The sequence below is a fragment of the Methylobacterium sp. CB376 genome, assembly GCF_029714205.1.
Lineage (GTDB): Bacteria > Pseudomonadota > Alphaproteobacteria > Rhizobiales > Beijerinckiaceae > Methylobacterium.
The window spans coordinates 5,829,541-5,842,080 of the sequence record NZ_CP121648.1 but is presented as its reverse complement, the minus strand read 5'-3'; the positions used below and the strand labels follow the sequence as shown (position 1 = coordinate 5,842,080).

Below are 12,540 nucleotides of genomic sequence, written 5' to 3'. Positions count from 1 at the left end.
GTGCGGCCGGGCCCCCCCGGCGGCCCGGACGTCGCCGGCGCGACACGAATCCTGTTTCCGGTCCCGAACAGCCTCCAGAGCGGCACCCGATCACGTTGCAACCGGGTGCCGCTCTAGATCTTTGATCTTGCCGGATTTTCTGCGACGAACCGGCATCCACTTCGTCGGAAAATGCTCTAGGCTGCCGCACCACCGAGCAGAAGGGCTCCGCGATGGCCGACCTGAGCCGCCCGCGCGCCACCTACGCGGCCGCCGTCGCGGCCCGCGCGGGGACCCGCGATCCCGCCCTGATCCGCGCCTTCGCGACCGTGCCGCGGGAGGCCTTCTGCGGGCCCGGACCCTGGCGGGTGATGGGCGAAGAGGGGATCGAGTGGGTGCCGGCCGGGGATCCGGCCGGGCTCTACCGCGACGTGCTGGTGTCGCTGCTCCCGGAGGAGGGCATCAACAACGGCGAGCCGAGCCTGCACGCGACCGCGCTCGCGGCGGCGGCGCCGCGCCCGGGCGAGCGGGTGGTGCAGGTGGGCGCCGGGGGCGGCTACTACACGGCGATCCTGGCCGAACTGGTCGGGCCCGGAGGCTGCGTCGAGGCCTACGAGATCGAGCCGAGCCTGGCCCGGATGGCCGCCGCGGCCCTGTCCGCCTATCCCCAGGTGCGCGTGCAGGCCCGCTCCGGGACGGAGGGGGCGCTGCCGGAGGCGGACCTCATCGTCGTCAATGCGGGCGCGACCGAGCCGCTCGCCCCGTGGCTCGACGCCCTCTCGGAGACCGGGCGCCTGATCGTGCCGCTGACTCCCGACCGGGGCTGGGGCGGGCTCCTGCTCGCGGGCCGCCGCGGCCCGGGCGCACCCCCCGAGATCCTCGACGCGCGCTTCCTGTCGCGCACCCGCTTCGTGCCCTGCCTGGGGGCCCGCAGCCCCGAGGGCGAGCGCCGCCTCGCCGCCGCCCTGGCCGGGGGCGGGATGGAGCGGGTGCGCAGCCTGCGCCGCGGACCGGTGCCCGACGACGAGGCGTGGCTCGCCGGGGAGGGCTGGTGGCTGTCGCGGCGCGCCCCGAGCGACCCGGATCGTCCCGTCGCTCAAGCGGGCGGCTCGCCGCCCGGCGCCTGACCCGCGACCGGGCGGCCGGGACGCGGCAGCCATCCGGCCCTCCCGGGGGACCGGCGCCGTCGAGGAGATCGACCCCCGCGCAGGCGGGGGCGATCCGCCTCGCGCCGCCCGCGCTCAGGGCGTCAGGGTGGCGCCGTCGAAGGTGACGTAGGTCGCCTCGCCCACGCTGTCGGCGCCGAGCGTGGTGATCGTCACGGTGATCGGTCCGCGGTCCCAGAGCCCCTTCGCCTCCTGGGCCGCCAGGATCGCGCCCACCTCGATGCGCAGGTCGGCCCGCGCCGGGGCGGCGTGGTCCGCGTGCCCCGTCCCGTGCCCGTGGGCGATCGGCAGGCCCGTGGCGAGGTCGAAGTTGAAGAAGTTGAGGGTGGTCACGTAGTAGGGGCCGTTGAGCTGCGGCGCCGTGCCCTTGGGCAGGTTCACGAAGACGCTGAGGGGGGCCGGCGGGCGCCGCCGCAGCCTCACGCCTTCGAGGACGAGCGTGGCGGACCCGCCGTCGCGCGCGACGGGGCTCGCGGCGCGGGGCTCGACTCCCGCCGCGCCCGGCTCCGGGGCGAAGGTCACGGTGGCGCCGCCGGCCCCGACCGCGAAAGCCTTCGTGCGCATCGCGGCCTCCACGATCGCGGGGGCAGGCCGCGGCGCGGCGCTCGGGGAGAGCGCCGCGACCTGGACCGGCGACGGCTTGACCAGCGTGTCGTAGCCGTAGCCGAGCTTGGCCGTGTCGATCGCGTCGCCGAGTCGAACCCGGACGAGGTCGCCGGACCCGTCCACGAACCAGGCCGGCTGATCCTTCCAGGTCGACTCGCTCGGCTGCATGGGCAGGTCGCCCCAATTGTAGGTCGAGCCGGGCAGCGCCTCCCAGGAGGCGTAGAGCCGGTCGACCTGGCAATGGTGGACGAAGAAGATCGGATCGCCCGCCGCCGAGGGGATGTTGCCCATCCACCCGCCCACGCCGAGGTGCACCATGTCGTGCGGCGCGTTCTCGAGCCGCCCGGTCATGCCGAGCGCGGCGTAGCCCGGCTGCGACGGACCCATGGGGATCGCATTGGTGTCGGAGGGGAACATCTCCTTGGTGGAGAGGGCCGGGATGTAGTTGATGAGGGAGAACGGCATGTAGCCGCCCGCGTTCATGGCGACGTTCTGCGCGCCGTCGCCCTGCGGGGTGGAGAAGCCGACCCCGCGGTCGTCGAACATCAGCGAGGGATAGTCCTGGTTCCGGAACCCCGGCGGAAGCTGCAGCGTCGCGTTCGGACCGGAACCGTAATTCCAGTAGGGCAGCAGGAAGTTCGGATCCTTGCACATCACCCGGCACACGCGCTCGAAGTAGTACATGTACCAGCGATGCCAGGTCGCGAAATAGGGGCTCGCATGCGTGCAGGTGCCCCAGCACTTCAGCGCCGCCTCCTTCCAGGCGGCGGCCGGGCTGCCGGCGGGCGGGTTGCCGTAGATCTCGTCGATGCGGGTCTTCAGCGCGGGCGTGCCGGACGGGAGCCCTCCGGAAAAGGCCGGGTCGAAGGGATTGGCCGGCACGGCGTGGATGTAGGACTGGAAGGTCCAGCTCTGCGGCTGCGGCGGGTAGTTGATCGCCGGGTCCTGCATCGCCTGCACGGCGGCGGCGTAGAGCGCGAGCATCTTCTTTCCGGTCGGCGAGGCCAGGTCCGGGCGCAGGCGCGGGCGCAGCACCTGCGCATCCGCCCCGCCCGTCGCCGCGATCATGCCCGCCGCCACTCCGCCTGCGATCACCTCACGCCCGGTCGCCGTCATGTCAAGTTTCTCCGCCATGATCTTCCAGCCTTTTGCAGACGAACGATCTCTCTTCATCGCAGAAATAGGTTTTCCTGCGAGAATGATTGCGTTCATATTCGATCCAGGTGATTATTTCGTCCCGGATCTGGATATTGCCAGCCAAATATTGTAGATTTCATTCTCACACTGAAGCAAGAATCCAGCGATGGCGTGAAATATCGTGTGCACACAAACGCCGAAGTTGTTCCGTGTTGGTGATACTTACCTAAGGTTACGACTAGGAGAACCTACTGCGAGCGACGACGATTGACAACCGACGATCGGTCGCGGCCGCGAAATTTCCAGGATCGGTGGCGGCGGCCGGGGCCGGGCGGCGTCGGGGCGCGGCGAGGCGGCCTTGCGGGCGTCTTTCCGGGCGTCTTTCCGGGCGTCTTTCCGGGCGCCTTGCCGGGCGCCTTGCCGCGCGAGGTGCTCCGCGTCAGCTTCTCGGCTAAAAGACCGGGAGCCATCTCCGCCGACGGATCTCCATGCCGAGCACGCCCCGCGCCGCCATCATCCCGGTCACGCCCTTCCAGCAGAACTGCACCCTGCTCTGGTGCGAGGCGACCAAGCGCGCCGCCGTGATCGATCCCGGGGGCGACCTCGACCGGATCCTCGCCGCGATCGAGAAGGCCGGCGTCACGGTGGAGAAGATCCTGCTCACCCACGGCCATATCGACCATGCGGGCGGGGCCGCGGAGCTGCGCGAGCGCCTCGGCGTCATCATCGAGGGGCCGCACGAGGCCGACAAGCCGCTCCTCGACCGGCTGCCCGGGACCGGCGCCGCCTACGGCATCGAGGGCGCGCGCGCCGTCACCCCGGACCGCTGGCTCGCCGAGGGGGACGTGGTGACGGTCGGGGACCTCTCCTTCGACGTGCTGCACTGCCCCGGCCACTCCCCCGGCAGCGTCGTGCTGGTGAGCCGCGAGGCGCGCTTCGCCCAGGTGGGCGACGTCCTGTTCCGCGGCTCGGTCGGCCGGACCGACCTGCCGGGCGGCGACCACGCCGCGCTGATCGCCTCGATCAAGACCAAGCTCCTGCCGCTCGGCGACGACGTCGTCCTCATCCCCGGCCACGGGCCGACGAGCACGATCGGCCAGGAGCGCCTCGACAACCCCTTCCTTCAGTGAGCCTTCACCCCATGGAGCTTCGTCCCCTCGGCCGCTCGGGCCTCTCCGTCCCGCCGCTCTGCTTCGGCGGCAACGTCCTCGGCTGGACCGCGGACGAGCCGACCTCCTTCGCCATCCTCGACCGGCTGCTCGACCAGGGCTTCACCTTCATCGACACCGCCGACATCTACTCGCGCTGGGTGCCGGGCCACGCCGGCGGCGAATCCGAGACGATCCTCGGGCGCTGGATGGAATCGCGCGGCTGCCGCGACCGCATCGTGCTCGCCACCAAGGTCGGCATGGACATGGGGGAGGGCCCGGCGGGCGAGGCCCGCAAGGGCCTGAGCGGCGCCTCCATCGCGCGCGCCGTCGAGGAATCGCTGCGCCGCCTGCGCACCGACCGCATCGACCTCTACCAGTCCCACGAGGACGATCCCGAGACGCCGATCGAGGAGACGCTCGGCGCCTACGACCGGCTGATCCGGGCCGGCAAGGTGCGGGCGATCGGCGCCTCGAACTTCTCCGCCGCGCGGCTGCGGGAGGCCCTCGCCGTCGCGGCCCGGACCGGCCTGCCGCGCTACGAGTGCCTGCAGCCGGAATACAGCCTCGCCGAGCGCGGCTACGAGGCGGAGCTGGAGCCGCTCTGCCGCCGGGAGGGGATCGGCGTGATCTCCTACTTCTCCCTGGCGGCCGGCTTCCTGACCGGCAAGTACCGCGAGGCGGGGGCCGCCGCCGGCCGCGCCCGCGAGGGGCGCGTCTCGCCCTACCTCACCCCGAAGGGCTTCGCGCTCCTGCGCGAGCTCGACGCGGTCGCGCAGGCGCACGGCGCCACGCCCGCGCAGGTCGCGATCGCCTGGCTGGTGGCGCGGCCCGGCCTCACCGCGCCGATCGCCAGCGCCACCTCGGTGGCCCAGCTCGACGAGCTGATCGCCGGGGCGCGGCTCACCCTCGACCCGGCCGCCGTCGCGCGCCTCGACGCGGCGAGCCGGGGCGGCCTCAGGGCCTGAATTTCCGCCCCCTTAACCGGGGATTGCGATACCGGTCCGGGCGCCCCTGCGGCGCCCGAAACCGGTGCAATCTCAACGCGGAATGCTTATCTAAGACTCGACAATTGTTGCGGCGGCGCTCCCCCTTCCGGCGTCCCACGCCCCCGGCGCCCGCCCGATCAGGAACCGACATGGCCGAACCCGCCCGCGATCTGACCCCCGACACCTACGGCGCCGATTCCATCAAGGTCCTCAAGGGCCTCGACGCGGTGCGCAAGCGGCCCGGCATGTATATCGGCGACACCGACGACGGCTCGGGCCTGCACCACATGGTCTACGAGGTCGTCGACAACGCCATCGACGAGGCCCTGGCCGGCCACGCCACGCTGGTGACCGTGACGCTCAACCCGGACGGCTCCTGCACGGTCTCGGACAATGGCCGCGGCATTCCCACCGACATCCACGCGGAGGAGGGGGTCTCGGCCGCCGAGGTCATCATGACCCAGCTCCACGCGGGCGGGAAGTTCGACCAGAACTCCTACAAGGTCTCGGGCGGCCTGCACGGGGTCGGCGTCTCGGTGGTGAACGCGCTCTCGACCTGGCTGCGCCTGCGCATCTGGCGCGGCGGCCAGGAGCACGCGATGGAGTTCCGCCACGGCGACGCGGTGGCGCCGCTCGCCGTCGTCGGCCCGGCCGGGGACCGGCGCGGCACCGAGGTCACCTTCCTGCCCTCGACCGAGACCTTCTCGATGGTCGAGTTCGACTACGCGACGCTGGAGAAGCGCCTGCGCGAACTCGCCTTCCTGAATTCGGGCGTGCGCATCGTGCTGACCGACGCCCGCCACGCCGAGCACAAGCGCGAGGAACTGGTCTACGAGGGCGGCGTCGAGGCCTTCGTGCGCTACCTCGACCGCACCAAGACGCCGCTCGTCGCCAAGCCGGTGGTGGTCCGCGCCGAGCGCGACGGGATCAGCGTCGAAGTCGCCCTGTGGTGGAACGACAGCTATCACGAGACGGTGCTGCCCTTCACCAACAACATCCCGCAGCGGGACGGCGGCACCCACATGGCGGGGTTCCGGGCGGCGCTGACGCGCCAGATCACCGGCTACGCCGAATCCTCCGGCATCGCCAAGAAGGAGAAGGTCACGCTCACGGGCGACGATTGCCGCGAGGGCCTGACCGCGATCATCTCGGTGAAGGTGCCGGACCCGAAATTCTCCTCGCAGACCAAGGACAAGCTGGTCTCCTCCGAGGTCCGCCCGGTCGTCGAGGCGGTGCTCGGCGAGGGATTGTCGAACTGGCTGGAGGAGAATCCGGGCGAGGCGCGCACCATCGTGGGCAAGGTGGCCGAGGCCGCCGCCGCCCGCGAGGCCGCCCGCAAGGCCCGCGAGCTCACCCGCCGCAAGGGCGCCCTCGACATCGCCTCGCTGCCGGGCAAGCTCGCCGATTGCCAGGAGCGCGACCCGTCGAAGTGCGAGATCCTGCTCGTCGAGGGCGACTCGGCCGGCGGCTCGGCCAAGCAGGGCCGCGACCGCACCTTCCAGGCGGTGCTGCCGCTGCGCGGCAAGATCCTCAACGTCGAGCGCGCCCGCTTCGACAAGATGCTGTCGAGCCAGGAGATCGGGACGCTGATCACGGCGCTCGGCACCGGCATCGGCCGCGAAGAGTTCAACCCCGACAAGCTGCGCTACCACCGCATCATCATCATGACGGACGCGGACGTCGACGGCTCGCACATCCGCACCCTGCTGCTCACCTTCTTCTTCCGGCAGATGCCGGAGCTGATCGAGCGCGGGCACCTCTACATCGCGCAGCCGCCGCTCTACAAAGCCTCGAAGGGGCGCTCGCACCTCTACCTGAAGGACGAGCGCGCGCTGGAGGATTACCTGATCGACGGCGGCGTCGAGGGCGCCTCCCTGCGGCTCGCCACCGGCGTCGCCTTCGCGGGTCCGCAGCTCAAGGCGCTGGTCGACGAGGCGCGCGGGGTGCGCACCATCCTGCACGGGCTCCACACCCGCTACGACCGCACCGTGGTCGAGCAGGCGGCGATCGCCGGGGCGCTGCGCCCGGCGCTGGCCGAGAACCCGGCCGAGGCGGAGGTCGTGGCCGACGAGGTCGCCCGGCGGCTCAACGCCCTCTCGGACGAGATCGAGCGCGGCTGGGAGGGCGAGGCGCGGGCCGGCGGCTACGTCCTGTCGCGGACCCTGCGCGGCGTGCGGCAGGTGGCGGTGCTCGACGAGGCGCTGATCTCCTCGCAGGAGGCCCGCCGCCTCGACGAGCGCACGGATTCCCTGCGCCAGATCTACGACGCGCCGGTCACCCTGCAGCGCAAGGGCGAGGAGGTCGTGCTGCACGGCCCCGTGGCCCTGTTCGAGACCACGATGGCGCTCGGCCGCAAGGGCCTCCAGCTCCAGCGCTACAAGGGCCTGGGCGAGATGACCGCCCAGCAGCTCTGGGAGACGACCCTCGACCGCGACGTGCGCTCGCTGCTGCAGGTCAAGGTCAAGGACACGACCGACGCCGACGACCTGTTCGTGAAGCTGATGGGCGACGTGGTCGAGCCGCGCCGCGAGTTCATCCAGGAGAATGCGCTGAACGTCGCCAACCTCGACGTGTAGCCCGCGTCAGGACCGGCGCGGCTGCCCGGCGCGGCCGCCCGCCGCGACCCGGTGCCCGGCCGGCGCGGGCCGGAACCGGCGGCCCGGGGGCCCGAGCCGGAGGGTCGCGCCGTCCCGCACCGCGCACCAGAGCGCCGAGCGGATCTCGCGCGAGGCCCGCGCCCGGACCAGGTAGGCGGCGATCCGGAGCGGCAGGGCCAGCAGCATCCGGGCCTTGAGGCGCGCCGGCACGTGGGCGAGCCGCAGCAGCGCGAGCTGGTTGCGGATCGCCGTGTAGACGCGCGCGGGCGGCTGGTCGGCGAGACGCAGCCCGAAGGGGAGCCGGATCACCCCGCGCCCGAGGGCGTGCGCCATCGGCTCGTCCTCCGCCCGCCAGACCGTGAACCCGGCGGCGGCGGCCCGCAGGCACCACTCGACGTCGATCCCGTCAATGAAGAAGTCGCTGCGGAACGGGCCGACCGCGTCGAGGGCCTCGCGGCGGATCAGCGATCCGGACGAGATCGCGAAGGCCACCGGGACGAGGCGGCCCTCCGCCGCGCGGCCGGCGAGCGGGGGCGGCGCCTTCAGGGGCGCGCCGCCCGGCCCGACCGGCCGCGGCCCCAGCAGGGCCGGCCGCTCGCCCGCCGCCTCGAGCGCCGCGAACCCGGCCCGCAGGGCGGCGACGCAGCCCGGCCCGGGCAGGCTGTCCTGGTCGAGGAGGAGCACGAAGCCGAACCCGCCCGCCCGCGCCCGCGAGGCGAGCCCGTTATAGGCGGCGCCGAGCCCCTCGTTGCCCGCGGCGCGCCGCACGCGCAGCGGCGTCGGCCCGGACACCTCGCCGAGTTGCGCCGCGAGGGCGTCCGGCAGGTCGGAATTGGCGACGATCAGGATCTCCTCGACCTGGGGCGCGATCCGCCCGACGAGCCGGGTGAGTTCGAACGGATCGGGGTGATAGGTCACGATCCCGGCGAGCACGCACCGGTTGGCGGTCATGGGATGAGCTCCGTCGCGGCGCCGCGCGCCCTCGCATGACCTTACGTCAGTTTGGCGCTGGGGCCCAGAGCGGCGCTCGCGCGCCGGCGCGGCGGGCCGGCCGCCCGGTCCCCGCGCCGGGGGCCTCACGGAATGCCGAGATGCGTCAGCAGCCGCCCGTAGGCGGCCCGGTTCGCCGGGTGGCAGAGCTGGCTGTCGAGGTAGGCCTGGACGGCGCCCGACAGCCACCAGCTCATCGACAGGTCCTTGATGCGGTCGACCGACCCGCCGCCCCGGGCCGTCTCCGGCGCGCGCGCGAGGGCGCAGCCGGGTTCCTTCGCGCCCGGCGCCACCGCGTCGTAGACCTGGAACGACAGCACCTCCTCGACCGCCGATGAGGCGTGCTGGGCGGTCCAGAGGGCGACCGCCGCGTGGCCGTCGCGGGTCGCCAGGATGGTCCTGAACGGGGCCAGGAGGCCGTCGACGAATTCCTGCCGCCGCGGCGAGCGTTGCGCCACGTCGCCTCCGCCGGAGGATTCCGAGGTCGGGTTGTTGGTGACGTGCAGGATGACGGCCTTCGGGAAGCCCGGCCACACCGCCTGCATGGCCTCGGCGAGCTGGCGCGCCGTGGTCAACCCGTCATTCTCGAAGTAGCCGCCATCGACCAGAAGGTCGACCGCGTCCCCGAGCGACCCGGCCGCCTCGGCGCGCCTGCGGATCACGGCGTGGGGCGAGATCACCGGGAAGCGGGCGCTCGCCGTCGCGGCCGAGGACAGGCGCAGGGCCGCCACCGCGCCGGTCGCAGCCGGCGCCCCGTCCGCGCAGCTTCGCCCGGCGCCGAGGGTCTCGAACAGGTCGACGGCGGTCGGGAACAGGGGCGCGTCCGCGCCCCCGTCGCACCGGAACGGCAGCAGGTCGGAGACGAGGGAGCGGCGGCCGTCCAGCACCGAGGTCGTGTTGAGGATGAGGCGCGGCGCCCAACGCTCCGGCCCCACCGGTTCCTCCCCGAGCGCCCGCGCCAGCCCGCCGTCCCGGCTCCCCTCCGGCCCGACCAGCGCCCGGTACTGGTCCTCGAAGGCCCTCTCCAGCAGGACGGCCCGGTCGGCCATCCCCACGAGGTCGTGGAGCGGGAAGCCGAACAGGTCGCGGAAGGCCAGGCCCACGAAGGGGCGCGACAGGAAGTCCCCGGCGGTCAGGGCCTGCAGGCACTCCTTCCAGGTATAGGGCCCGGTCGGGCGCGCGTCGTGGCGGAACCAGGCGCGGCCGACCCGCCCGCAGGGCGCGCCGCCGTCCGGCCGGGCGTCGTCCAGCGCCGCCCGGATGAAGGCCGCGCCGACCGAGCCGCCCGACACGCCCGAGATCGCGAAGAGCCGCCGGCGCAGGTCGACGCGCCCGTCCGCCAGGATGTCGCCCACCACGGTGGCGGTGAAGAAGGCGGCCCGGCTCGCCCCGCCCGCGCTCGCCAGGATGACCGGCCGCGCCCGGCAGGGTTGCGGGTCGTCCGGGCGGCAATTGAGGCGCAGCCAGCGCTCCATCGCCTCCCTCAGCCCCGGGCGGACCGTCCCGGGCCCGTCGAGGCGCCTCAGGTCGTGGAAGTCGCGGACGGCGCCCGTCCCGAGGAAGAGGCCGAGGACGAGGAGCGCGATCACCGGCAGGCGCAGGGCGTGTGAGAGCGCCGACAGGAAGGCGAGCAGCGACACGGGCAGGCCCAGCATCAGCACCACGAACAGGGCGCGGGGCGTGACGGTCTCGACCAGCCCGGGCAGCGCGACGGCGATGCCCCAGACGACGACCAGGAAGGCCAGCAGGAGGAAGGCGACGGCGTCCCCCCTGACGCCGGCCCCGCCGCCGCGCCGGCGCCGCCCCTCGGGCGTCGCGAGGGCGAAGAACCAGAACGGGGTCGGCTCGCTGAGGAGGCTGCCGCCCTCCCCGGTGACGACGTCGTGCAGGTAGGCCGGCCAGGGCTCCCGGCGCAGCCCCGGCTCGGCCAGCCGCCGCCGCAGGACCACGTAGGCCGCGTACAGCACCGCGACGACGGCCAGGAATCCCAGGAGGCGCCGCGGATCCGGCAGGTCGAGGGCCCTTCGCGCCGGGGCGAGGTCGGCGGCCGCGCCCGCGATGCCGAGCCACACCGCGACGAGGCACAGGAGGCCGAGGAGGCGCGGCACCCAGGCGGCGGGCCAGCGGTAGCGCTCGGCGAGGGCGTGCCGGCAGGCCCCGGCGAGCGGCAGCGGGGTCCCGGGCTCGGCCCAGGCCTGCTGCTCCAGCACCTTGCGCGCCGCGTAGTGGACGATCAGGGCCCAGGCCAGGACCATGGCGAAGAACCCGGTCCAGTAGAGGCCGTAGGGCTGGCTCTCCATGAACAGGTCCCGGGCGGGGCCGGCGAGCGTGAACAGGACGAGGCCGGCAAGGGCGCTGGCCGCGCTCGCCCGGCAGACCCAGAGCACCCGCAGCCAGCGCAGGACCCCGTCCCAGGCCCGGGAGAGGGGCGCGCGCGGCCCCTCGTCACGGTGATCGCTGGCGTGACCCATCGGCGCCCCCTCGCGTCGGGCCGCGCGGCCGGGTCCGGCCCGCCGCGCGCCCCTCAGGGCCTTTCGAGACTGACCTTCGCCGCGGGCTCTCGGTCTCGGACCGGCATCCGCCGAGGCGCCGCCCGCGCAGGCCCGAACAGGGGAGAGCCCCGCAGCGATCCATGCCGCAGAGGCGCCGCCCCTGCGCCCGCCCATCATCGATGCTGCGCGACGAGAGTTTCGCCACCGCGCCCGCGAGAACCGAGGTTACGCCCGTATCGGACGGTGTCAACAGCTGCCGAAGCAACGCGTCGCGGGAGAAGTTTAGTGCGCGAGACCTTCCCGCCTCGCCGCAGAGCCGCTCCCTTTCCGGAGAAATCCTCAAGTCGGGGCGTGATGTTGTGGTTTCGTCCGCATCGGCCACGAACGAGAATGGATTACCCGGCCGATCTCCTCGATGATCTCCGCAAGATCTCCGTACAGGTCGGCTCAATCCGGCACGGTGATGCTGTCGAGTTCCTCGGGCGGCTTCGGATATTGCGGGTTCATCGCTTCGAGCGTGTCCGCGATGGTGCGCGCCACGATGAGGTTGCGGAACCACTTCTGGTTCGCCGGGACCACGTACCAGGGGGCGTGGTCGGTGGCGCAGCGCGTGAGCGCGTCCTGGAAGGCGGCCTGGTAATCGTCCCAGGCCTCCCGCTCGACGAGGTCGGCGGGGTCGAACTTCCAGCGCTTCTGCGGGTCCTTGAGCCGGCTCTCCAGCCGGCGTTTCTGCTCGTCGCGGGAGATGTGCAGGAAGAACTTGAGCACCGTGGTGCCCGACAGGGTCAGGAGCCGCTCGAAATCGTTGATGAGGCCGTAGCGCTCGCACCAGACCGGCTCGGGCACCAGCTTCTTGACCCGCACGATCAGCACGTCCTCGTAGTGGCTGCGGTTGAACACCGTGATCATGCCGCGGCCCGGCGTGTGCTGGTGGTAGCGCCAGAGGAAGTCGTGATCGAGCTCCTCCCGGCTCGGCGTCTTGAAGGACCAGACTTGGCAGCCCTGCGGGTTCACCCCTTCGAGGACGTGCCGGATGGTGCCGTCCTTGCCGCCGGTGTCGATCGCCTGCAGCACGACGAGCAGGCTGCGGTGGTGCTCGGCGTAGAGGCGCTCCTGGAAGGCCTGGATCCGGGCCCGCTCGACCGCGAGGGCGGTCACGGCGGCCTCTTTGTCGGCGTCCTTGGGCGCGTTCGGGTCGATGGCCGCGAGGGAGAAGGGCGCGTCCGGCCGCACCACGGCGAGGCCGGGCCCGGGCACCGGCCGGGCGGCCGCGTAGGCCGCCATCGAGCCGGGGCTCCGCGCCTCGAATTCCGCCGCCGCGGCGGCCCAGGCGGAGGAGTGCGGGTGCGGCCCGTGCGGCACCGGCGCCGGCTCAGGCTTGCGGTTGGGCTTGTTCTTCGCCATCGGGGAGCGTGCACCGGGGAGAGCGGGATGCG

General features: G+C 72.9%; 8 protein-coding genes. 4 read left to right on the top strand and 4 right to left on the bottom strand.

The genetic code is table 11. The features are described 5' to 3' along the window. Positions 1-212: 212 nt before the first annotated feature. Positions 213-1,106, top strand: a complete 894-nt coding sequence (locus QA634_RS26855; RefSeq protein WP_012335040.1) for a protein-L-isoaspartate O-methyltransferase family protein — start codon at positions 213-215, stop codon at positions 1,104-1,106. 114 nt (positions 1,107-1,220) lie between these two features. Here the strand turns inward: QA634_RS26855 and QA634_RS26850 are convergent, their stop codons facing one another. After that, positions 1,221-2,867 (bottom strand): tyrosinase family protein, encoded by a 1,647-nt coding sequence (locus QA634_RS26850; protein ID WP_012335039.1) that lies wholly within the window; start codon positions 2,865-2,867, stop codon positions 1,221-1,223. Positions 2,868-3,376: 509 nt separating this feature from the next. On the opposite strand from QA634_RS26850, the gene QA634_RS26845 reads away from it, so the two are divergent. The 3 genes from QA634_RS26845 to gyrB all read left to right on the top strand — a co-directional run bounded on the left by QA634_RS26845 (position 3,377) and on the right by gyrB (position 7,601). After that, the gene (locus tag QA634_RS26845) at positions 3,377-4,018 is read left to right on the top strand and encodes an MBL fold metallo-hydrolase (RefSeq protein ID WP_012335038.1); all 642 of its coding nucleotides are present in this window, start codon (positions 3,377-3,379) and stop codon (positions 4,016-4,018) included. Between the two features lie 11 nt (positions 4,019-4,029). Next, on the top strand, positions 4,030-5,004 hold the full coding sequence (locus QA634_RS26840; RefSeq protein WP_012335037.1) for an aldo/keto reductase: 975 nt from the start codon (positions 4,030-4,032) through the stop codon (positions 5,002-5,004). Positions 5,005-5,174: 170 nt separating this feature from the next. Then, positions 5,175-7,601 (top strand): DNA topoisomerase (ATP-hydrolyzing) subunit B, encoded by a 2,427-nt coding sequence (gene gyrB, locus QA634_RS26835; protein WP_012335036.1) that lies wholly within the window; start codon positions 5,175-5,177, stop codon positions 7,599-7,601. A gap of 6 nt (positions 7,602-7,607) precedes the next feature. Here the strand turns inward: gyrB and QA634_RS26830 are convergent, their stop codons facing one another. The 3 genes from QA634_RS26830 to QA634_RS26820 all read right to left on the bottom strand — a co-directional run bounded on the left by QA634_RS26830 (position 7,608) and on the right by QA634_RS26820 (position 12,508). Further along, a complete protein-coding gene (locus QA634_RS26830) occupies positions 7,608-8,573 on the bottom strand; it encodes a glycosyltransferase (protein WP_012335035.1) in 966 nt (321 codons plus the stop codon). Positions 8,574-8,698: 125 nt separating this feature from the next. Further along, positions 8,699-11,083, bottom strand: a complete 2,385-nt coding sequence (locus QA634_RS26825) for a hypothetical protein (protein WP_012335034.1) — start codon at positions 11,081-11,083, stop codon at positions 8,699-8,701. 468 nt (positions 11,084-11,551) lie between these two features. Then, positions 11,552-12,508, bottom strand: coding sequence for a polyphosphate kinase 2 family protein (locus QA634_RS26820; protein WP_012335033.1), 957 nt, complete (start codon positions 12,506-12,508; stop codon positions 11,552-11,554). Positions 12,509-12,540: the final 32 nt, after the last annotated feature.

Excerpts from the sequence above, each read along its gene's own strand:
- QA634_RS26855 (WP_012335040.1), top strand. The coding sequence starts at position 213 with ATGGCCGACCTGAGCCGCCCGCGCGCCACCTACGCGGCCGCCGTCGCG.
- QA634_RS26850 (WP_012335039.1), bottom strand. The coding sequence starts at position 2,867 with ATGACGGCGACCGGGCGTGAGGTGATCGCAGGCGGAGTGGCGGCGGGC.
- QA634_RS26845 (WP_012335038.1), top strand. The coding sequence starts at position 3,377 with ATGCCGAGCACGCCCCGCGCCGCCATCATCCCGGTCACGCCCTTCCAG.
- QA634_RS26840 (WP_012335037.1), top strand. The coding sequence starts at position 4,030 with ATGGAGCTTCGTCCCCTCGGCCGCTCGGGCCTCTCCGTCCCGCCGCTC.
- gyrB (WP_012335036.1), top strand. The coding sequence starts at position 5,175 with ATGGCCGAACCCGCCCGCGATCTGACCCCCGACACCTACGGCGCCGAT.
- QA634_RS26830 (WP_012335035.1), bottom strand. The coding sequence starts at position 8,573 with ATGACCGCCAACCGGTGCGTGCTCGCCGGGATCGTGACCTATCACCCC.
- QA634_RS26825 (WP_012335034.1), bottom strand. The coding sequence starts at position 11,083 with ATGGGTCACGCCAGCGATCACCGTGACGAGGGGCCGCGCGCGCCCCTC.
- QA634_RS26820 (WP_012335033.1), bottom strand. The coding sequence starts at position 12,508 with ATGGCGAAGAACAAGCCCAACCGCAAGCCTGAGCCGGCGCCGGTGCCG.